Consider the following 19,842-nt stretch of genomic DNA (forward strand, 5'->3'; position numbering starts at 1 on the left):
GTTGCTGCGCCTGGACCGCATCCGCCGGGAAGCAATTCCCCCCGAAACGGCAAGAAAAAAGGCCGCATCCCGGAGGAGCGGCCTTTGAAATATGTAATGCACGGATAATTTATGCTACGGTATCGTCCAGCGCGGGTTGCGTTCCGACCGGCTTTTGATTCTCGTCGCCCGGTTTGTGGAGGAATCGCTTCTGGAAGATGAGGATCGCGATCACGCCCACAGAAATAGCGGCATCGGCGATGTTGAAGATCGGACGGAAGAAAATGAAATGCTCGCCGCCCCAGAACGGCATCCACTCCGGGAAATTACCGCTGAACAGGGGGAAATAGAGCATATCCACTACGTTCCCGTGCAGGAAAGTGCCATATCCGCCGCCTTCGGGAAGGAACTGCGCTACCGTCATATCCGTGCTGTCGGAAAAGATAAGTCCGTAAAACATACTGTCGATCAGGTTGCCCGCAGCGCCCGCCAGGATCAGCGCGCCGCAAACGAGCAGGCCGTTATGGTATTTCTCGCGCACGAGCCGCTTCATATAAAAGAAGCCCACGATCACGGCGATGAGCCGGAACATGGTGAGGGCGATCTTTCCGAATTCGCCGCCGAACTTCAGGCCATATGCCATCCCTTCATTTTCAATGAAATGAATCTGGAACCAGCTCCCGAATATGGGGAAACTCTCGTTCAGCGCCATATTCGTCTTGATCCAAAACTTCAAAACCTGGTCTATGAAAAGGATCCCGATCACGATCCATACAATGTGACGATACTTCAAAACTTCAAATTTTTCCAAAAATAATGTATTATTTCAAAGTTGCCCCCCTCCACTGCTATTCCTGGAAATAAACCCGTTTCACGCGCTGGGAAATTCCGGTCAGGATCTCGTAAGGTATGGTGCCGGCCCATTTCGCCACGTCTTCCACGGGCAGGCCTTCTCCGAACACGATCACTTCGTCGCCCTCCGCAACATCGGGGATGCCGGTTACGTCGAGCATGAGCATGTCCATCGCAATAACGCCGGCCACAGGGGCCAGTTTCCCGCGGATGAGCATTTTCCCGTTCCCGTTGCCCAGGGCGCGCATATATCCGTCTGCGTACCCGATGCGCACGGTAGCGATGAGCGAGGGCACTTTGGCCTGCCAGGTGGCGCCGTAGCCGACGGTGTCGCCTTTGGGAATGCGCTTCACCTGTGCCACGGTGGATTTCAGGGTGCTGACATTTCGCAGTTTGTCCTGGAAATCATGGGCGCTGTCTACCCCATACATCCCGATCCCGAGCCTTACCATATCCAGCTGCATCTCCGGCAGGCGGTGGATGGCCGCGCTGTTGGCGATGTGGCGGATGACGGGGTACCCCAGCTGCTGCTGAAGCGCCTTGCTCATTTTCTGGAACCGGTTGAACTGCATATTGGTGAAATCGTCTTTCTTCGGGTCTTCGCTGGCGGCGAAGTGGCTGAAGATGGACTGTACCCTGAAAAGCCCTTCGGCATTGAGCCGCAGCGCCAGCGCGGGGATGTCTTGCTGCTCGAAGCCCAGGCGGTGCATGCCCGTGTCCAGCTTGATGTGCACGGGGTAATTGGATTTATTCGCATAGCGGACGGATTCCTCGAACAATTCCAGCAGGTGCATGGAATACAGTTCGGGCTCCAGGTTCCATTGTAAAATGGCGTCGAAGCTGCTGGGCTCGGGGTTCATCACCATGATGGGCAGCGTGATGCCGGCGCGGCGAAGCTCCACGCCTTCGTCGGCATACGCCACGGCCAGGTAATCGATGCCGTGGAACTGCAGCAGGTTGGCGATCTCGAAGCTGCCGCTCCCGTAGGCGAAGGCTTTCACCATGGCCATGAGCTTGGTGCCGGGCTTGAGGATCGACTGGTACGCTTTCACGTTGTGCGCCAGCGCGGTAAGATTGATCTCGAGGATGGTTTGATGGGCTTTTTGCTCCAGCAGTTTACCGATCCGCTCGAACTGGAATACGCGGGCGCCTTTCACGAGGATGGACTCGTTCTGGAAATCCGCGGTGTTCACCTGCTGGAGGAATTCTTCGGTGCTGGCGTAAAACTCGCTCTTCACCCGCGCGAAGCTTTTCTTCTCGCGCGAGATATTCTTCCCGATGCCGATAAGCTTGCTGATGCCTTTGCTTTCCAGCATGCCGGCCACTTCTTCGTACAGCGAGCCTTCGCTTTTCCCGGATTGCAGGATATCGCTCAGGATGACCGTTTTGGTAGGATGCTGGCGCTGCTGCTGGAGGAATTCCAGGGCAATGGCGAGCGATCCGAGGTCGGAATTGTAGCTGTCGTTGATGATGGAGCAGTTATTGATGCCCTGCTTCATTTCCAGCCGCATGGCGATGTTGCCGAGATGGTCCATCCGCTCCTGGATGGTTTCCTGTGGCTTGCCCAGGTACAGCATGAGCGCCCAGCAATGGATGGCGTTTTCGATGGAGCCCTCGTCCACAAAAGGAATGCGGATGAAGACCGGCTCCGATTTGTACAGCGCATCGATGCGGGTGTGGTTATCGTTCTTGTCGACCGAAATGATCCGGAGATCGGCGTCCGTCTTGCGGCTCCAGGTAAGGAGCTGCAGGGCGTTGTCGATCTCGCGTTTGCCCACGAGGTTATGGAAATTGTTGACGCACTCGTTGAGCGCGAGGTAATCCTTGCAATAGATCAGCACATCGCTGCGGGTGAACAGCACGAGCTTTTCGTTCACTTTCTGGCGGATGTTGAGGAAGCCTTCGTTATGGGCTTCGCCGATATTGGTGAAAATGCCGATGGTGGGGCGGATGATCTTTTCGAGGTTCACCATTTCGCCGGGCTGTGAAATGCCGGCCTCGAAAATGGCGAGGTCGTTCTCGGGTTTCATCTGCCAGACAGACAAGGGCACGCCGATCTGCGAGTTGTAGCTTTTCGGGCTGCGGACGATGTTGTTGTCTTTTTCCAGCAGCTGGTACAGCCATTCCTTGACGATGGTTTTCCCGTTGCTGCCGGTGATGCCGATCACGGGAATGTGGAACTGCTGGCGGTGCCATGCCACGAGGGTGTGGAGCGCCTGCAGGGTGTTTTTCACTAAAATGATGTTCGCTTTCGGGTAGAGGCCCTGGGCGATGGGCTCGCTGACCACGAAATTGCTGACGCCTTTTTTGTACAGATCATCGATGTACTGATGCGCATTGCGGCGCTCGCTCACAAGGGGAATGAACAAGGATGTTTCGGCAACAAGCAATTTCCGGCTGTCCAGCAAAATGTGTTCGATCTCCGGATGCCCGGTCTGTTGCAACAATTCTCCCTTCAGGATCTTACTGATACTCTCTGCTGTATACAATGTTATATGGTTTTAATCGAAAAGCGCCCGCAGACTCTCATGTACGGGCGCTTTCAGTTCGGATCAACTAACTCTCTTCGGACTCGGTCGGTTTAACCGGTAATTTCTTGTCGAACAGTATGGAATACACGATGGAACCCGCCAGGCAAAGCACGATCACTACGAGCGATACCCAGACAGGAAGCTTGAAATGCCAGATTTCCGCCAGCATTTTCAGACCGATGAATACCAGCACGATGGCGATGCCCTGCTGCAGGTAATCGAACTTGTCTACCGCACCTCTCAGCAAGAAGAAGAGGGAACGAAGGCCAAGCACGGCGAAAATGTTGGATGTATATACCACAAGCGGTTCTTTTGAAATAGCGAATACGGCCGGAATGGAATCCAGCGCGAACACGATGTCGGTAAACGCCAGCATCACCACTACCACGGTCAGCGTCGTGAAATACACTTTGCCGTTCTGCTTGATGGTGAACTTGTCTACATTCGGCTGATTGGAGATCCGCAGGTACTTCTGCATGATGCGGTACGCGAAATTCTCCTCCGGCTTGAACTCTTCGTGCTGGTCTACCATGAACATCTTGACGCCGGTATATACAAGGAACGCGCCGAAAATGTACAGGATCCAGCCGAACTGGGCGATGAGGGCCACGCCCACGGTAATGAAAATGGCGCGGAACACGATAGCCATGAGGATACCGATGAGCAACACCCGCGCATAACTGGTTTCCTTGATCTTGAAAAACCCGAATATGAGAATGAAAACGAAAATATTGTCGATGGATAGCGACCACTCCATCAGGTAGGCGCTCATGAATTCGACGGCGAGCCTGGAGCCGTCTTCGTACCAGATAAATGCACAGAAGCCCATAGACAGCGCCACCCAGAAACAGGTTTGGAGGAGCGCCTTTTTGATGGACATTACTTCACCTTTTTTACTTAATAACCCCAGGTCGAAGATCAGGGCCAGAACGATCACAATCCCGAAAACTGCATACGTCCATTGTTGCGGTGTCATGTAAAGCGGAAAAATTTAATGAATGGCAAAGATAATGGATTCCGGCAGCTTTTATCTGGCATACTTGCGCTGCCTGAAGTACTGGAACGCCATGGCAAACAGCAATACGGCCCCGATGGGCACGGCAAATGCGAGGACCTGCCATTTCGTTTTATCGCGGCGCACCTTTTCACCGTCCAGCAGCCTGAGCGTCAGCTCCTTGTTGCGCGTTTCCATGACGGGGCTCTTGCTGGCCAGGTAATCCATCCCGTTGAGGAAAAATTCTTTATTGGCGAACTGGTAATCCGGGTTGAACTCGTTAACCCCCATTTGCAGCGGGCCGCTTTTCCGCGTCACCGCATTCAGCACCAGGTCTGCATCCCCCGCCACGATCATCCTGCCCGCGGTATCCGCTTCCGGCCGGAAAGGCCTGTGGGCCGAGGTTTCCCACTGCCGCTGCCCCTCCGCGCCGATCCGGTGGCGGAACAGCGACGAAAAACGCCCCTCCAGCAACACGGCCACCGGAACGTTCCGCATCCTGAACTCCCGCGGATTGGGCTGCTGCTGCACGCTTTCGAGCGTGATCTGCACAGGGCTGCGCACCAGCCGGCTATGTTCCGACGAAGTGAGCAGTACGGTTTTATGGATGTCTCCTCCCGCCATCGTGTCCACCGATCCCGCAAAGCGGCTCATCACCAGGTCCAGGTTTTTGACGATGGAATGGCCGTTGGTGGAATTGAGCAAAGGAAAATAAGGGAACGGCACGGGCTGGATCTGCGGTTTGTCGCCGATGTTGCCCACCACGAGCGGGATAATGTCTGCCCGGAGGTCCTGGATAAGATCGGGGTTCACCCGCGCGCCGTATTTGAACAGCAGGTCTTCCAGCTGCAGATTGCGGTCGAACGCCACGAAATCGCGCCCGCGCAGACTGTCGGTCGAAGCAGTCAGGTTGTCGAGGAACCAGGCGATGTTGCCGCCCTGCATCACGTATTGGTCGATCTTCAGTTTGTCGGCGTCGGTAAACGTCTGCGTAGGGCGGACGAACAGCAGCGCGTCGAACTCGTCGGGGATCGCAGGCGTGGTGGCGAGGTTGACGGTATCCACTTCATACAGTTCATGCAGCGTTTTCAGCGCATCGTAGACTTCGGGGCCTTCCGGTTCGCCGTGGCCGAGCATGTAGCCTACGAGCGGACGATGGTTTTGCTGCAACTGGTAAATGGCGTTGGCGAATTTGTATTCGAGGAGGGCTTCGGAGCTGTTGAGCGCCTGCATGGGGTCCATGCCGCCCTGGCTTTTCAGGAGGTTGACGGCCGTTTCGCGGTCTTTGTATTTGATGATGGCGCCGGGGAAGATGAGCTTCTCGGCATAGGAATCCTTCCCATCGTCCTGCACCTGCAGGTTAAATGGCAGGATGCCCCGCGCCATGAGCGTATCCTGGAAAGCGGCGCGCATGGAATCGGGGAGGTCGGAGCCGGGATTGAGGAAACTGAAGCGGACGTTGTTCCCGCCGAACTGCTGGAATTCCTCGAGCAGCTCACGCGTGGCGTTAGACAGCTGGCGGAAGCCGGCGGGATATTTCCCCTTGAGATATACTTCGATCTGAACGGGCGCGTCGAGCCGGCGGAGGAGATCGCGGGTGGAAGGGGCGAGGGTATAGCGTTTCTCGGCGGTGAGGTCGAACCGGGTATGGAAGAACCCTGCCGCCACGTTAATGGCCACGATCACGGCCAGGAGCCCCAGCGTCCGTTTCAGGTATTGTTTTCGTTTGTCCTTTCTCGTTAGTTCCATAATCAACCCTGCCAGATTTTCCTTTCCAGCGATATTTTGGTAAGATATAACATCAGTCCGGCCACACTGGCGAAATACACGAGGTCGCGCGTGTCTATCACGCCGCGGCTGATGGAAGTATAATGATAGCGGATGCCGGCCATGGCGAGATAATAATCCGCCCCGCCTTCGAACACCGCCAGTTTGCTGAGGGCGTCGAACCCGGTGTAGAGGATGTAACAGGTGAAGATGGCGACCAGGAAGGCGACCACGGCGTTAGCGGTGACAGACGACGCCCAGAGCCCGATGGCGGTAAACACGCCCCCCAGCAGGAAAAGCCCCAGGTAAGACCCCAGGATACTGCCGGTATCGGGCCCGTTTCCCGCCGCGGCCAGCTGCGAAATGGCGAGGTAATACACGGCCGTGGGCACGAGCGCAATGGCCACGATGAGCAGACAGGCCCAGTATTTCCCCCAAACGATCTGCCAGGGCGTCACCGGCTTGGTGCTCAGCAGCTCCATGGTGCCGCTGCGGTACTCGTCCGATAAACTGCGCATGGTGATGGCGGGTATCAGCAACAGGAAAATCATGGGCGCCAGCTCGAAAAGCCCGTCCAGGTCGGCGTACCCGGCCTCGAGGAGGCTCGTGTCCCGGAAAATGAACAGGAACAGTCCGTTGGCGAGCAGGAACAAAACGATGGCTACATACCCCGTGATACTGCTGAAAAATTGGTGGATGTCTTTCTTGAAAATGGCATACATGACGGAAGCAAATATAATTCAATTACGTTTCCACAATATTTGAATTTTTAATCATCCGTAAACGATTCAATAAAAAAGCCGTCCGGTTACTGTGGACCGGACGGCTGGAAGTGCGGATGTGTTGGCCGAAACCTTACACGGCGAAGCTGTCGCCGCAGGCGCAGGTGCGGGAAGCGTTGGGGTTGTTGAAGTAAAACCCTTTCCCGTTGAGCCCTTCGGAGAATTCGAGGACGGTATTGCAGAGGTACAGGAAGCTTTTCAGGTCTGTCACCACTTTAATGCCTTTATCTTCGAAAACCTGGTCTTTCGGCTTGGTTTCATTGTCGAAATCGAGTTTATAGCTGAGGCCGGAGCATCCTCCGCCCACAACGGACACGCGCAGGAAGTAATCCTCGCCCAGGGTCCCTTCGGCCCGGAGCGCATCCACTTTTTGCTTGGCTTTATCACTGATATAGATCATCTTATCCGTATTTACTGGTTATATATTGCGTGCAACGAGCGCACGGTATTGTTGACTGTCTCGATGGCACGGTCTACGTCCGATTCGGTCGTAAACCTTCCTAATCCAAACCTGAGCGAAGAATGTGCCAGTTCTTCGGGTACCCCCATCGCTATCAGCACATGGCTGGGCTCGGGATTGGCGGAAGTGCATGCCGAGCCCGAAGATACGGCTATTTCCCGGGTTACCCCGCGCAGGAGGTCGGCCCCCCGTACGTCTGGGAATTGCAGGTTGCTGACGTGCGGCAGCCTGGGGGCGCCCTGGCCGTTCACCCGGGCACCGGTTTTTTCGATGAGCGCTTTTTCCAGCCTGTCGCGGAGCGCCGCCAGCCGGAGGGCTTCGCCTGCCATTTCGTCGGCCGCAATGGCGCAGGCCTTGCCCAGTCCCACGATCCCCGGTACGTTCAGGGTACCGGAACGCATGCCGCGCTCGTGTCCGCCGCCGTCCATCTGCGCCGCCAGCCGCACGCGCGGCGACCTGCGGCGGACGAACAGCGCGCCCGCGCCCTTGGGGCCGTACAGCTTGTGGGCCGAAAGCGCCAGCATCCCGATGCCTTCGCCGGTGGCGTCCAGGGGGATTTTGCCTGCGGCCTGCGTGGCATCCGTCAGCAACAGCACCCCGTGTTCCGCCAGGATCCCGGAAATATCGGCGATGGGCTGGATAACGCCCGTTTCATTGTTGGCGTAGAGCACGGCCGCCATCACCGTGTCTGGCCGGATGGCGGCTTTGAGGTCGTCCGGGTGTAAGATGCCGCGGCCGTCCACCGGCAGGTAGGTAACTTCCGCACCGAGTTTTTCAAGGTGGCGGCAGGTGTCGAGCACGGCTTTATGCTCGGTTTGCAGGGTGATGAAGTGTTTCCCTTTTACGGCATATGCTTCGGCAGCGCCTTTGAGGGCCAGGTTGAGGGCCTCGGTGGCGCCGGAGGTGAACACGATTTCCTGGGGCTCGGCACCGATGAGCGCGGCCACTTCCTCGCGCGCCTGCTGTACCGCTTCTTCGGCCGTCCATCCCCAGGCATGCGCGCGGGAGGCGGCATTGCCGAAATGGGTGGTGAAGTAAGGCAGCATGGCTTCCAGTACCCGCGGGTCGCAGGGCGTGGTGGCGTTGTTGTCGAGGTAAACGGGCATTGTCTGCATCTATGCAAAATTACGGTTTAAGTTCTACTTTTACCCGGAACCGCCCGGGCCGCGGGTAACCGCAGGGTCATCTTTCCGGGCATTAAATCATACACCTATATGTTAAAAGTTGAGCACATCGGCATCGCCGTGAAATCGCTGGCCGTTTCCGTTCCCCTGTTCGAAAAACTGCTGAACGCGGAATGCTACAAAACCGAGGAAATCGCCTCCGAAGGCGTGTCTACCGCGTTCTTCCGCCAGGGCGAAACAAAGATCGAGCTGCTGGAAGCGCTCTCTCCCGCCAGCCCCGTCGCCAGATTCCTCGAAAAAAAAGGCGAAGGCGTGCATCACCTGGCTTTTGAAGTGAAAGACATCCGCGCCGAAATGGCCCGGTTGCAAAACGAAGGCTTCGAGCTGCTGTCTGCCGAGCCCAAACCGGGAGCAGATAACAAACTCGTATGTTTTCTTCATCCCAAAAGCACGAATGGCGTGCTGGTGGAGTTAACGCAGGAACGGACCGAATAGAAGGAAATCAGCCTGTTATAAAAAAAGCGCGAAAAAAAATGTCGGTATTTAAACCTTTTATTTAGTCGCGCGTTGATAATGGTATAACACAGCGTAAATGCAAGCCGCTCAGGCTTCATCACAATACTCTAAAGTTGGCATAGGTTATGAAAACCTGTGGGTTTTTTAACTCGCAGGTTTCTTTTTTTACAGCATCCGTGAACGATTCCGGGTGTTTTGCCCGGGTAGCCGGCTTCGGTAGAAATCCCGGCCGCCGTTGCGTCGCACACTTCGGCATTCGCAGGGAATGGAGGAATAGTGTAGGGATTACATTAAATTCCGTTTCCCGTTAAAAAAGATATTATTTATGGCCCGTCCGGTTTTTATCGCCCTGATGTTTTTCCTGCTAACGGGAACGACTGTAGCAGCCCAGCAGCGTATGATGGTGCGCGTCGCCGAACTCGAAATCGATTCCCTTTCTTTACCGGCTTACAAGACGCTCCTCGCAGAAGAAGCGGCCGCCTCCATAAAACTGGAGCCGGGCGTTATCGCCATTTTCCCGATGTTCGACAAGGCGCGGCCCGCGCAGGTGCGGATATTGGAAATCTACGCCAGCCGCGAAGCATATGAAAGCCATCTAAAAACGGCGCATTTCATCAAATACAAAACGGCCACCGCGAAGATGGTGAAATCTTTGCGGCTGCCGGATATGGAGGCCATCGATCCGGCCGCTATGGCGGAAATGTTCAGGAAGCTGCCCGCGGGGAAGTAAACTCAGTTCACTACTTTTTCCATCCCCACGCTCCGTGAGCCTTTTACGAGGATGTGGGTGTCCTGGAACTGTTGCTGTTCCAGCCAGGTGCGGGCTTCATCGGCCGTTTCGAACCAGATGTAGGGGTGCTGGGTTTTGGAGAACTCCTTTCCCACGAGCACAACGGCTTTCCAGTGGCTCAGCTGGAGAAGGTCGGCCAGTGCCTGGTGTTCCTTTTCGCTGTCGGGCCCCAGTTCCTTCATGGCGCCGAGGAGGAGCACTTTCTGCTTCGCATCGAGCCCCGCGAAGTTTTCCACGGCGGCTTTCATGCTGGAGGGATTGGCGTTGTAAGCGTCCATCACGAAGGTGTTGGCGCCTTTTTTCATTACTTGTGAGCGGTTGTTGGAGGGAGCGTAGGCTTCCAGTGCGGCGCGCAGTTTTTCCGGCGGCACCTTGAAATGGAGCCCCGCGGCGATGGCGGCCATGACGTTCGGGAAGTTGTAAGCGCCCACGAGCTGGGTGCGCACATGCCCCGCGCCCACGGATTCCAGCTCCAGCAGGGCGGTCCCGGGGAAGGGGGCGCCGGCGTAATCGGCCGGATCGTGACCATAGGTGATCACCGTGCCGATGCCTTTGCTCATCTCCACGAGGTAGGGATAATCCTTGCAGACGAACACCGTTCCGCCGTTTTCGCGGAGGTAATCGTACAGCTCGCCCTTGGCCAGGCGCACGCCTTCCTCGCTGCCGAACCCTTCCAGGTGGGCCTTTCCGATGTTGGTGATGATCCCGTGCGTAGGCTCCGCCACTTTGCAATATGCGGCGATCTCGTGCCGGTGGTTGGCGCCCATTTCGATCACGGCCATCTCCGCGTCCATGGGGATGCGCAGCAGCGTCAGCGGCACGCCGATATGGTTGTTGAGGTTGCCTTCGGTGGCATATGTACGGTATGCGGCGCCCAGTGCGGTGCGGAGCATTTCTTTCGTAGTGGTTTTGCCGTTAGTGCCGGTAATGGCGATGAACGGAATGTTGAACTGCCGGCGGTGATGCCTCGCCAAAGCCTGCAGGGCCGCCAGCGCATCGTCCACCAGCATCATCTTTTCCGGCTGGGTGAAAAACGCGGGATCGTCGACCACCGCGAAGCTGGCGCGGGATGCCAGGGCCGCATCGGCATACTGGTTACCGTTGAAGTTAGGCCCGCGCAGGGCAAAGAAGATATCGCCGGCCTTGAGCTGGCGCGTGTCGGTTTGCACGGAAGGGTGCTGGCGGTAGATGGTATATAGCTGTTCGATATTCACGTGTTGCTGATTTGCGTACAAAAATAAGGAATGATGGCCCTCATTTTCTTTATTATCTTTCGCAGGCAACCTATGAAGGCCCGAACCCGTAATTAACGCTATGCAAACCCGTCAACTTATGCGCAAACGCAGGAAACATTTATGGACGATGCCGGCACTGCTGGCCCTGTGCATCCTGGCCGCCTGTACGTCTGAACAGGCGCCGGAGCCCGCTACCAGCGCCGATTGCTCCACCGTGAACGTCACCACCGCCCGGATGTACGAGATCGTTCAGCAAAATTGCACCAACCGCAACTGCCATCCCGGCACCGGATCGCCGCTGAACGCCGATTTTTCCACACCGGCCAAACTGAAAAGCTACATTTCCGCCAACGGCGCATCGTGGACGTTCCGCGTTACCGGCACCGGTGCCGATATGCCGCAAAGCCAGGGCTATCCCCCGCTGCCGAAAGCCGTGCGCGATTCCATCGCCTGCTGGGTAAACAAGGGAATGCCGGATTGATCCACCAAAACAGCCAAGCATGAAACGCATTTTCATCACCATCGCTTTCCTCGGTCTCGCCATATCGGCGGCAGCGCAGGATGTACAGTCGTGCCGCTCGGTGCGCCTCCGTTTCTTCTCCAGCGCACCGCTGGAAGACATCGAGGCCGTGAGCACCCTGGGCGTATCGGCCATCAATCCCGCCACGCGCGCCATTTATTTCAAAGTGCCCATCAACTCGTTCCAATTCAAAAAGAAACTGATGCAGGAGCACTTCAACGAGAATTACCTCGAAAGCGACAAATATCCCTACACCGAATTCAAAGGAAAGGTCCTCGGCACTACAGACCTCACCAAAGACGGCACCTGGCCCGTGGAAGCGGAGGGCGACCTCCAGATCCACGGCGTCACCAAACCCTACCGCGTGACCGGCACCATCACGGTTACGGGCGGTAACCTGGCCGCCGAGGCGAAGTTCAACGTCCGGGTGGCCGATCATAACATCAAAATCCCGAGCCTGGTGGTAAAAAATATCGCGGAAGTGGTGGAAGTGACCATGAGCGCGCAATATCAACCGGCCGTCAAACCTTAATCCAAAAAGCTTCAAACCAGCGAATATGTTGCATCTCCGCTTGATCACCGCCCTTCTGCTCACGGCCCCGGCGGCCATGGCGCAAGACGATCTGGGCGCTATTTTCGGGAAGGACTCCGTCCGCCGCGATCCCGTGACTTCCACATTCAAAAGCACCCGCATCATCAACGGGCAGTCGAACGAAACCCTGGCCAAAGGCGACCTCGACTTCCGGGTGGCGCACCGTTTCGGGGATATCGGCGGCTCCGGCGGCGGCTCGTCCACCTTTTTCGGGCTCGATAACTCTACAGACATCCGCATCGCCTTCGAATACGGCATTACCGACCGCCTCACGGCCGGACTGAGCCGTTCCAAGGGCAGCGGCAACTTTTCACAGATGTGGGAGGTTTTGGGCAAATTCAAGCTGCTGCAGCAAACGCACGACAACCGCGTGCCGGTCGGCATTACGCTGTTCGCCAACGCGGTGGTGTCTTCCATGAAAAGCAGTCCGGACAAGGCCGATCCCAATTATTTCGACAAATTCTCCGACCGGGGGAGTGCTGTGGCCCAGGTGGTGATTTCCCGGAAGTTCGGGGAAATGGTGAGCCTGGCGCTGTTGCCCTCGTTCGTGCATCGTAACCGTGTGGGTTTCAAGGACATGAACAATATGTTCGCCATGGGGTTGGGCGGCAGGCTGCGGTTCAGCAAGCGCGTGGCGCTGGTGGCCGATTACTTTTATTCGTTCCGCGACGGGGAAAGCAAGGATTATTACGAGTCCCGCGGCACGAAGTTCTACAACTCGCTGGGCGTGGGCGTGGAGATCGAAACGGGCGGGCACGTGTTCCACCTGAATTTCACGAATGCCACGGCTATCCTGGAAAACCAGTTCATCCCGGAAACGGTGAGCACCTGGACGCATGGACAATTCCGCTGGGGCTTCAATATTTCGCGCCGGTTCTCGCTGGGCGGGCATTAAGGCCGTTAATGGGAAGTGAATGGGTACGATTGTGCTGTTTTTGGCCCGAAGCCGTTAAATTGCGGATATGTCAACATTGAAATGCCGTATCCGGGAAGGTTCCATGGTGGCGCGGATAGCCGCCTGGAAGATGGGTTCCGGCAATATCGCGATCGTTTTCGGGAACGTCATTCACCTGCATGGGGTAAGCCGGGAGCGGTTCCTGGCCAATACGGCGTGGGTACGGCATGAAGTGCGGCACGTGCGCCAGTACCGGGAGGCCGGCTTCTGGCGGTTCCTGTGGCGCTATGTGCGCGACTGGCGCCGGTATGGCTATTACAACATCCCCTACGAAAAGGACGCCCGGCTGGCGGAAGCCAATCCGCGGGAGCTGGAAGGGGTGGAGATACGATAAAGATTCGTTAAAACGAAGGGGGTGGGGATAAAAAATGTTGCAACGCGGTTATTTTCCTTATTTTTACGGTAAAGGCTGATTAATATGGTTAAGAAGGTCACAGAGGGAATCACGATAAGCGTGGAAACGTTTTACCAGCCGGATTACTCCAATCCGATCGGCAGTGAGTTCATGTTCGCTTACCGTATCACCATCGAAAATAACAATACCTTCCCCATCAAACTGTTGCGCCGCCATTGGTATATCATCGATTCCAACGGCTCGCACCGCGAAGTGGAAGGGGAAGGCGTGGTAGGTGTGCAACCGCTGCTCGCGCCGGGCGAAAGCTATCAATATGTTTCCGGCTCCAATCTCCGCACGGAAATCGGTAAAATGTACGGCACGTACCAAATGGAAAACCAGCTGAACAAGAAGCTCTTCGATGTGAAGATCCCCGAGTTTCAGATGGTGGTGCCATTCAAAATGAACTAGGGCCGGTATTTGGCCCCGTTGAAGATGAGCATCGCGTCCTGCGTGCCCATGAGTTTTTCCAATGTATATTCCGGATGGCGCTCCATGAATGCCCGTACGATCCTGTACCCGGTAAACGCGCCTATTTTACCCGGCGCCTCGGCTGGCATGCCCTGGGTCGACGGCCCGTCGCCGATATAGCGTGCGATCGTTTGTCCTTCACGGTTATACAGTAATTTGTTCTCCACGAAATATTGCCAGATCATCTGCTCGTTTTCTTCACAGAATTTCATTTGCCCGCTCGTGTAGCCCATGCGGATGTGCGCGTCCGTTTCCGGCAGCACCTGCTCCAGGAAATATTGCTGCTTGCCGAGGTAAATCAGTTGCTCGGCCAGGGTAGCGCCTTCACGGGGCGCGTCCAGCTGCTGGTACAGCACGGTCATGACGTTGACGGGTATGTTTTCGGGGGTGAAGCGGCGGACCATATATTCCGGCATGTCGGGCACCAGCTTGTACACGTTGAAATCCGCGCCCATATACATGTCCAGCCCGATACCCAGTACGGAATCTATCGTAACGGCACCGAAATTATTGACGGCGGAAATGAACGTGAGCACCTGGGGCGCGCGGAACTTCGGCTGGTAATATTTCGCCAGGCGGAAGGCTTGCGTCAGCTCCTGCTCCAGCGGCCGTATATCGGCGAAATGCGCGCCCACGGAGTCGTTCAGCGCCCGGATGTCTTTATTGGAGAGGAAATCATGAACGGAACGCATTAATGCAGCGGAATCGCCGGTGTTGGGAAGATAGAGGATATGCGAAAGATAGTCGTTCATGAAACCCGGATACATTTCCTGCAACAATTTTACGCCCGTTGCGACGTTAGTGGTATCAATACCGGAAAAAGCCCGGTCGAACCGTTCGATCTTCACCGTGATGGGGATGTGGCTGACGTCGGGGATCTGTTTTTTTCGTCCGCAACCGGCCATGATGGCGGCTGTGAGGATCAGGATAGACAGGGAATGTATTTTCAGGTAACTTTGCATCGCCTATAATAACTTTAGAGATGGTAAAAATATTGTTTCGCAACGTATTCCGGAAATCCTTTCTGATGGCCGCGGTGCTGCTCGCATCGGCCGCTTCGCTTTCCGCACAGTCTTTCAGTGACCGCATGTCCGAAAAAACCGGGCGCAAGGTGCGTTTCGGGTTCAAGATCGATCCCGGCGCGTCGTTCCTCAATCCGCAGGAAGCCGGCGTAACCCGCAACAGCGGCCGTTTTTACTTTAGCTACGGCGTCCTGGCCGACTGGTTCATCGACGACGGGGAACGCTATGCCCTGGCTACCGGGGTGCAGGTGACGCACTTCGGCAGCGTGATGCAGTACGAAGCCGGGAAAGGCCTGTCAGACTTCCGTTCCGCATCTTCGGAATACGATATCCGCCTGCAATATATCGAAGTGCCGGTGGCGCTGAAGCTCAAAACCGCCACTGCCAAAGGGTTCGACTTTTACGGACAGTTCGGCGGTTTCGTGGGCATGCCCATCCGCGCACGTGCCAACGTGATCAGCAATATGCAACGGTTCGACAAATTGAGCGTGCTCCGGCAGATACAGCCATTTACGGCGGGGATGCTCCTGGGCGCGGGCATCGAATATCCGCTCACGGAAACGCTGACCGGCGTGGTGGGCATCAATTACCAGAATAATTTCGTGGACATCACCCGCAACGGCAAGTGGAACGACGGGCGCGTAACGGCCAATAGCTTCATTTTGCGGCTCGGGGTTTATTTTTAACCCTGTTTAGTCCGTACATTTGCCAGACAAAAAAGTACGGATGAATATTTTCCTCGCCCAGCAGAATTACCACATCGGCAACTTCGAGGCCAATACGGCCCGTATTATCGAAGCCATTCACGCCGCGGAAGCCCGCGGGGCCGACCTGGTCGTGTTTTCCGAACTGTGCGTGTGCGGATATCCGCCGAGGGATTTCCTGGAGTTCGAAGACTTCATCGCCCGGAGCTACGCGGCTATCGACGAAATCCGCAAGCATACGCTCAAAACCGCTGTGCTGGTGGGCGGTCCGCAGCGCAATCCCCACCGTGAAGGGAAAGACCTCTTCAATGCCGCTTTTTTCCTCTACGAAGGCGAAATCAAGCAGGTGGTGCAGAAAACGCTGCTGCCCACTTACGATGTGTTCGATGAATACCGCTACTTCGAGCCGGCGTTCGAATGGAACGTTATCCCCTTCAAGGGAAAAAAACTGGCCGTAACGATCTGTGAAGATATCTGGAACCTCGGCGATAACCCGCTGTACCGGATTTGCCCCATGGACCGGCTCATCCTGCAAAATCCCGACGTGATGATCAACCTGTCTGCCTCGCCGTTCGATTATGACCACGACGAGAGCCGCCGGGAGATCATCCGCGAAAATGTGAAAAAGTACGGCTTGCCGATGTATTACTGCAATACGGTGGGCTCGCAGACGGAGATCGTGTTCGACGGCGGATCGATGGTGTTCGACGCGGAAGGGCAGATCATCAAGCAGCTGGCCTTTTTCGAGGAAGACATGGCCGGCGTGGAGCTGGATGCGCTGGGCAAGAAGAAACCCAATCCCGAAACGCCCACTACGCCTAATTCCGTGATGGAAGAGCTGGTGTTCGACCATAATATCGCCCGGATCCAACAGGCGATCGTGCTCAGTATCCGCGATTATTTCAGGAAAATGGGCTTCAAACAGGCTATCTTGGGCTCTTCCGGGGGGATCGACAGCGCAGTGACGCTGGCTTTGGCGGTGGAAGCCCTGGGCAAGGAGAACGTCCGCGCCATCCTCATGCCTTCGCCCTACAGTACGGAACATTCGGTAGACGATGCCGTGGCGCTGTCGGAAAACCTCGGCAATCCGTACGACATCATCCGCATCAACAATATTTATGAGCGTTTCCTGGAGACGCTGGAGCCGTACTTCAAGGGGCTGCCGTTCAATGTGGCGGAAGAGAACACGCAAAGCCGCATCCGGGGGAACCTCCTGATGGGGCTGGCCAATAAATTCGGGTATATACTCCTGAACACGAGCAACAAGAGCGAGCTGTCTACCGGTTACGGGACCCTCTACGGCGATATGGCCGGGGGGCTTTCGGTGCTGGGGGACCTGTACAAGATGCAGGTGTATGCCCTGGCGCGGTACATCAACCGCGAAAAAGAGATCATCCCGTTGAATATCATCGATAAGGCGCCTTCGGCGGAATTGCGGCCCAACCAGAAGGATTCGGACAGTTTGCCCGATTATACGATACTGGACCGCATCCTGTATCAGTATATTGAGCGGCGGCAGGGGCCGAAGGAGATCGTGGCGCAAGGGTTCGACGAGGCGCTGGTGGCGCGCACCCTGAGAATGGTGAACACCAACGAATACAAGCGGAACCAGTTCTGCCCCATTATCCGGGTGTCGTCCAAAGCCTTCGGGATCGGGCGACGGGTGCCTATCGTGGGGAAATATTTGAGTTAAGGGAGAACCCCGTTATCTTTGTCCAAATTTCAATATTCATATTAAAATGTTACAGGTACAATTTATCCGTCAAAACAAAGAGCTGGTACTGGAAAGGCTGGCCGTGAAGCATTTCGCGGACGCGGCTGCCGTCGTAGACGAAGTACTGGCGCTTGACGATCAGCGCAAGAAGCTGACGCTCGATTACGATGAAACGCAAGCCAAGGTGAATTCCGCTTCAAAAGAGATCGGAAAGCTCATGGCATCAGGCGATAAGTCGGGCGCGGAGTCTCGCAAGCAGGAGGTGGCCGCCTTCAAGCAGGCGCTTGGGCCCATCGACGAGCAGCTGCGCGCGACGGAGAAATTGCTGCACGACACGCTCGTGAGGCTTCCCAACCTGCCCGGAGCAGACGTTCCCAAAGGCAGAACGGCGGAAGATAACGTGGAAGTGCGCCGTGGTGGCGATATCCCCACCCTGGCCGCAGGCGCTGTGCCCCACTGGGACCTGGCCAAAAAATACGACCTGATCGATTTCGAGCTGGGCAATAAGGTGACCGGCAGCGGTTTCCCCTTCTACAAGAACAAGGGAGCCCGCCTGCAACGCGCCCTCATCAGCTATTTCCTCGATTTCAATACATCCAACGGCTATACGGAATTCCTGCCGCCGTTCCTGGTAAACGAAGCATCTGCTTACGGTACGGGGCAGCTGCCCGATAAGGAAGGACAGATGTACTACATGCCGGAAGACAATTTTTACCTGATCCCCACGTCGGAAGTGCCGCTGACCAACGTTTTCCGCGACGAGATCCTCAAGGAATCGGAGCTGCCGGTGAAAATCACGGCTTACAGCCCCTGTTTCCGCCGTGAAGCGGGTTCTTACGGTAAAGATGTGCGCGGCCTCAACCGTCTCCACCAGTTCGAAAAAGTGGAGCTGGTGCAGATCGTTCATCCCGACAAATCGTACGATACCCTGCAGGAAATGGTGGCGCATGTGGAAAAGCTGCTCCAGAGCCTGCAATTGCCTTATCGCATCCTCAACCTTTGTGGCGGCGATATGAGCTTCGGTTCGGCACAGACGTTCGATTTCGAGGTATGGTCCGCCGCACAGGAAAAATGGCTGGAAGTTTCGTCCGTTTCCAACTTCGAGACGTTCCAGACCAACCGGATGAAAGTGCGCTTCAAGGACGAAAACGGCAAGAACCAGCTGGTGCACTCGCTGAACGGCAGCTCGCTGGCGTGCCCGCGTATCATGGCCACATTGCTCGAAAATAACCAGACGGCCGACGGCATTTTGCTGCCGGAAGTACTGCATACATATTTCGGGGGAGACAGGATCGCGTAAGCGGTTGTTCTCCCATCAAAGCAAAAGCGCACGGAACGTTTCCGTGCGCTTTTTTTATGCGGCAAAGATCAATACAGGTAATTGAGCGCCACGATGTCGTTGGCGTTGAAGGTGCGGTTGCCGCCGTTGGAGCAGGCGAGCATCCAGGACGCAGCGTCGGGGCCGGTGGGCGTACCGGGTATGTGAACGGCCCCTACGTTGGAGGCACCTTCGTTGCCCGCGCCGCTGGCGCCGCAGCTGAATGCGCGGTCCATATAATCGGTGTGGCGGAAGCCGATGCAGTGGCCCATTTCATGCTGGATCACGGAACCAACGTAGTCTACGTTCGGGTTGGCGCCATAAGCCTGTTCGTGCGTGTTCATGGAAATAGTGGCATATGGGTTGCCGTTGCGGGTAGGGAAACCTGCGGAGCCGAGCGTGATGAAACCGCCGCTGGGGCCCTGGTAGAAACCTTTGATGGTAATGTCTGCCTTACCGCTGGTGATCCGGCGGAAAGTGAGCTGCAGGTTTTGCGCATTGTAGCGGGCAATGGCGAGATCGGCACCGGAAACGAAGGCCGGGCCCAGGTCCATCACTTTAACGGTGATCTGGCGCGGCAGGCTCTTTACCAGGTTGTTCGTTCGGTACTGTTCTGTTTCAGCGATGCGCAGATTGGCCGATGTAGAGGCCTCGCTGAGGTTTTCGGCGGTCAGCAGGATATCGCCTTCTACCAGCCATCCCCCTTCCGCTGCGCGGACGCCGGAGGATGAAAAGCCGAGCGCTTTGATTTTGGCGATCACATCTTGGGGAACGGGCTCCGTGTCCTTTTGCTGGGTAGCCCCGTCTTTCTTACAGGCATAAACAATGAAGGCGAACGTGGCGCCCAGTAGCAGGGCTGCAATGGTGTTCTTTCTCATGGAAGTTTAGATTTTGTAGATTTTGGAATTAAAAATGAATTATCGTTAAATGGAGCATGGAAAGGCCTTTCCGGAAACCGGCTCCCTTTCATCGGGCTATCAACAATGCAATGGCACGCACGTATTAGTGCTTGCACGTTTACAATATGCTGTTAAGGATGCTCTCTATACAGGTTTTTTTAGATGTTCAATAAAATACGGAGGACGTAGCGTTTAACGGAATAAATGTGCTCGTTAAGATTCG

At 56.0% G+C, this 19,842-nt stretch carries 20 protein-coding genes; 10 read left to right on the forward strand and 10 right to left on the reverse strand.

All coding sequences use genetic code 11. The features are described from left to right. Positions 1 to 109: 109 nt before the first annotated feature. The 7 genes from ACQKLP_RS22020 to ACQKLP_RS22050 form a co-directional block, all read right to left on the reverse strand. Positions 110 to 772 (reverse strand): lipoprotein signal peptidase, encoded by a 663-nt coding sequence (locus ACQKLP_RS22020; protein WP_427325133.1) that lies wholly within the window; start codon positions 770 to 772, stop codon positions 110 to 112. Positions 773 to 827: 55 nt separating this feature from the next. Beyond that, positions 828 to 3,320 (reverse strand): bifunctional UDP-N-acetylmuramoyl-tripeptide:D-alanyl-D-alanine ligase/alanine racemase, encoded by a 2,493-nt coding sequence (locus ACQKLP_RS22025; RefSeq protein ID WP_427325134.1) that lies wholly within the window; start codon positions 3,318 to 3,320, stop codon positions 828 to 830. 67 nt (positions 3,321 to 3,387) lie between these two features. Continuing rightward, a complete protein-coding gene (locus ACQKLP_RS22030; RefSeq protein ID WP_427325135.1) occupies positions 3,388 to 4,338 on the reverse strand; it encodes a TerC/Alx family metal homeostasis membrane protein in 951 nt (316 codons plus the stop codon). A gap of 51 nt (positions 4,339 to 4,389) precedes the next feature. After that, positions 4,390 to 6,105 (reverse strand): gliding motility-associated ABC transporter substrate-binding protein GldG, encoded by a 1,716-nt coding sequence (gene gldG, locus ACQKLP_RS22035; protein ID WP_427325136.1) that lies wholly within the window; start codon positions 6,103 to 6,105, stop codon positions 4,390 to 4,392. 2 nt (positions 6,106 to 6,107) lie between these two features. Continuing rightward, the gene (gldF, locus tag ACQKLP_RS22040) at positions 6,108 to 6,845 is read right to left on the reverse strand and encodes a gliding motility-associated ABC transporter permease subunit GldF (protein ID WP_427325137.1); all 738 of its coding nucleotides are present in this window, start codon (positions 6,843 to 6,845) and stop codon (positions 6,108 to 6,110) included. A 133-nt stretch (positions 6,846 to 6,978) separates the two neighbouring features. After that, positions 6,979 to 7,305: a HesB/IscA family protein gene (locus ACQKLP_RS22045; RefSeq protein WP_126244307.1), complete on the reverse strand. Its 327-nt coding sequence runs from the start codon at positions 7,303 to 7,305 to the stop codon at positions 6,979 to 6,981. An 11-nt stretch (positions 7,306 to 7,316) separates the two neighbouring features. After that, positions 7,317 to 8,480 (reverse strand): cysteine desulfurase family protein, encoded by a 1,164-nt coding sequence (locus tag ACQKLP_RS22050; protein WP_427325138.1) that lies wholly within the window; start codon positions 8,478 to 8,480, stop codon positions 7,317 to 7,319. Between the two features lie 99 nt (positions 8,481 to 8,579). On the opposite strand from ACQKLP_RS22050, the gene mce reads away from it, so the two are divergent. After that, positions 8,580 to 8,984, forward strand: a complete 405-nt coding sequence (gene mce / locus ACQKLP_RS22055; protein ID WP_427325139.1) for a methylmalonyl-CoA epimerase — start codon at positions 8,580 to 8,582, stop codon at positions 8,982 to 8,984. A gap of 346 nt (positions 8,985 to 9,330) precedes the next feature. Further along, positions 9,331 to 9,735 carry a putative quinol monooxygenase gene (locus ACQKLP_RS22060; protein ID WP_427325141.1) on the forward strand — a complete coding sequence of 135 codons (405 nt, stop codon included), beginning with the start codon at positions 9,331 to 9,333 and terminating at the stop codon, positions 9,733 to 9,735. Positions 9,736 to 9,737: 2 nt separating this feature from the next. Here ACQKLP_RS22060 and ACQKLP_RS22065 read toward each other — a convergent pair whose 3' ends face one another. Then, complete coding sequence (locus ACQKLP_RS22065; RefSeq protein ID WP_427325142.1) at positions 9,738 to 11,009, reverse strand: UDP-N-acetylmuramoyl-tripeptide--D-alanyl-D-alanine ligase; 1,272 nt, start codon at positions 11,007 to 11,009, stop codon at positions 9,738 to 9,740. Between the two features lie 118 nt (positions 11,010 to 11,127). On the opposite strand from ACQKLP_RS22065, the gene ACQKLP_RS22070 reads away from it, so the two are divergent. From ACQKLP_RS22070 to apaG, 5 genes are all read left to right on the forward strand, one after another. Then, on the forward strand, positions 11,128 to 11,511 hold the full coding sequence (locus ACQKLP_RS22070) for a hypothetical protein (RefSeq protein WP_427325144.1): 384 nt from the start codon (positions 11,128 to 11,130) through the stop codon (positions 11,509 to 11,511). A gap of 19 nt (positions 11,512 to 11,530) precedes the next feature. Further along, positions 11,531 to 12,082, forward strand: coding sequence for a YceI family protein (locus ACQKLP_RS22075; protein WP_427325146.1), 552 nt, complete (start codon positions 11,531 to 11,533; stop codon positions 12,080 to 12,082). A 25-nt stretch (positions 12,083 to 12,107) separates the two neighbouring features. Continuing rightward, on the forward strand, positions 12,108 to 13,037 hold the full coding sequence (locus ACQKLP_RS22080; RefSeq protein ID WP_427325147.1) for a DUF5777 family beta-barrel protein: 930 nt from the start codon (positions 12,108 to 12,110) through the stop codon (positions 13,035 to 13,037). Positions 13,038 to 13,104: 67 nt separating this feature from the next. Then, a complete protein-coding gene (locus ACQKLP_RS22085; protein WP_427325148.1) occupies positions 13,105 to 13,431 on the forward strand; it encodes a DUF4157 domain-containing protein in 327 nt (108 codons plus the stop codon). A gap of 84 nt (positions 13,432 to 13,515) precedes the next feature. After that, positions 13,516 to 13,902, forward strand: a complete 387-nt coding sequence (gene apaG, locus ACQKLP_RS22090) for a Co2+/Mg2+ efflux protein ApaG (RefSeq protein ID WP_109699698.1) — start codon at positions 13,516 to 13,518, stop codon at positions 13,900 to 13,902. Here the strand turns inward: apaG and ACQKLP_RS22095 are convergent. Then, the gene (locus ACQKLP_RS22095) at positions 13,899 to 14,924 is read right to left on the reverse strand and encodes a hypothetical protein (RefSeq protein ID WP_427325150.1); all 1,026 of its coding nucleotides are present in this window, start codon (positions 14,922 to 14,924) and stop codon (positions 13,899 to 13,901) included. The genes apaG and ACQKLP_RS22095 overlap by 4 nt on opposite strands. 65 nt (positions 14,925 to 14,989) lie before the next feature. On the opposite strand from ACQKLP_RS22095, the gene ACQKLP_RS22100 reads away from it, so the two are divergent. Genes ACQKLP_RS22100 through serS form a run of 3 tightly spaced genes read left to right on the forward strand, consistent with a single transcriptional unit; the run spans position 14,990 to position 18,702 of the window. Then, positions 14,990 to 15,670 carry a porin family protein gene (locus ACQKLP_RS22100; protein ID WP_427325151.1) on the forward strand — a complete coding sequence of 227 codons (681 nt, stop codon included), beginning with the start codon at positions 14,990 to 14,992 and terminating at the stop codon, positions 15,668 to 15,670. Positions 15,671 to 15,710: 40 nt separating this feature from the next. Continuing rightward, positions 15,711 to 17,381: an NAD+ synthase gene (locus ACQKLP_RS22105; protein WP_427325152.1), complete on the forward strand. Its 1,671-nt coding sequence runs from the start codon at positions 15,711 to 15,713 to the stop codon at positions 17,379 to 17,381. 46 nt (positions 17,382 to 17,427) lie between these two features. Continuing rightward, a complete protein-coding gene (gene serS, locus ACQKLP_RS22110) occupies positions 17,428 to 18,702 on the forward strand; it encodes a serine--tRNA ligase (protein WP_427325153.1) in 1,275 nt (424 codons plus the stop codon). Positions 18,703 to 18,770: 68 nt separating this feature from the next. On the opposite strand, the gene ACQKLP_RS22115 is transcribed toward serS, so the two are convergent. After that, positions 18,771 to 19,598 (reverse strand): M57 family metalloprotease, encoded by an 828-nt coding sequence (locus tag ACQKLP_RS22115; protein ID WP_427325154.1) that lies wholly within the window; start codon positions 19,596 to 19,598, stop codon positions 18,771 to 18,773. Positions 19,599 to 19,842: the final 244 nt, after the last annotated feature.

The sequence above is a fragment of the Chitinophaga sp. NPDC101104 genome (assembly GCF_050277495.1).
In the GTDB taxonomy this organism is placed as follows: domain Bacteria; phylum Bacteroidota; class Bacteroidia; order Chitinophagales; family Chitinophagaceae; genus Chitinophaga.

What these genes read in the sequence shown, in the direction of transcription:
- ACQKLP_RS22105 (WP_427325152.1), top strand. Translation starts at nt 15,711, where the DNA reads ATGAATATTTTCCTCGCCCAGCAGAATTACCACATCGGCAACTTCGAG.
- gldG (WP_427325136.1), bottom strand. Translation starts at nt 6,105, where the DNA reads ATGGAACTAACGAGAAAGGACAAACGAAAACAATACCTGAAACGGACG.
- ACQKLP_RS22115 (WP_427325154.1), bottom strand. Translation starts at nt 19,598, where the DNA reads ATGAGAAAGAACACCATTGCAGCCCTGCTACTGGGCGCCACGTTCGCC.
- apaG (WP_109699698.1), top strand. Translation starts at nt 13,516, where the DNA reads ATGGTTAAGAAGGTCACAGAGGGAATCACGATAAGCGTGGAAACGTTT.
- serS (WP_427325153.1), top strand. Translation starts at nt 17,428, where the DNA reads ATGTTACAGGTACAATTTATCCGTCAAAACAAAGAGCTGGTACTGGAA.
- mce (WP_427325139.1), top strand. Translation starts at nt 8,580, where the DNA reads ATGTTAAAAGTTGAGCACATCGGCATCGCCGTGAAATCGCTGGCCGTT.
- gldF (WP_427325137.1), bottom strand. Translation starts at nt 6,845, where the DNA reads ATGTATGCCATTTTCAAGAAAGACATCCACCAATTTTTCAGCAGTATC.
- ACQKLP_RS22095 (WP_427325150.1), bottom strand. Translation starts at nt 14,924, where the DNA reads ATGCAAAGTTACCTGAAAATACATTCCCTGTCTATCCTGATCCTCACA.
- ACQKLP_RS22085 (WP_427325148.1), top strand. Translation starts at nt 13,105, where the DNA reads ATGTCAACATTGAAATGCCGTATCCGGGAAGGTTCCATGGTGGCGCGG.
- ACQKLP_RS22060 (WP_427325141.1), top strand. Translation starts at nt 9,331, where the DNA reads ATGGCCCGTCCGGTTTTTATCGCCCTGATGTTTTTCCTGCTAACGGGA.
- ACQKLP_RS22075 (WP_427325146.1), top strand. Translation starts at nt 11,531, where the DNA reads ATGAAACGCATTTTCATCACCATCGCTTTCCTCGGTCTCGCCATATCG.
- ACQKLP_RS22045 (WP_126244307.1), bottom strand. Translation starts at nt 7,305, where the DNA reads ATGATCTATATCAGTGATAAAGCCAAGCAAAAAGTGGATGCGCTCCGG.
- ACQKLP_RS22100 (WP_427325151.1), top strand. Translation starts at nt 14,990, where the DNA reads ATGGCCGCGGTGCTGCTCGCATCGGCCGCTTCGCTTTCCGCACAGTCT.
- ACQKLP_RS22050 (WP_427325138.1), bottom strand. Translation starts at nt 8,480, where the DNA reads ATGCAGACAATGCCCGTTTACCTCGACAACAACGCCACCACGCCCTGC.
- ACQKLP_RS22030 (WP_427325135.1), bottom strand. Translation starts at nt 4,338, where the DNA reads ATGACACCGCAACAATGGACGTATGCAGTTTTCGGGATTGTGATCGTT.
- ACQKLP_RS22070 (WP_427325144.1), top strand. Translation starts at nt 11,128, where the DNA reads ATGCGCAAACGCAGGAAACATTTATGGACGATGCCGGCACTGCTGGCC.
- ACQKLP_RS22080 (WP_427325147.1), top strand. Translation starts at nt 12,108, where the DNA reads ATGTTGCATCTCCGCTTGATCACCGCCCTTCTGCTCACGGCCCCGGCG.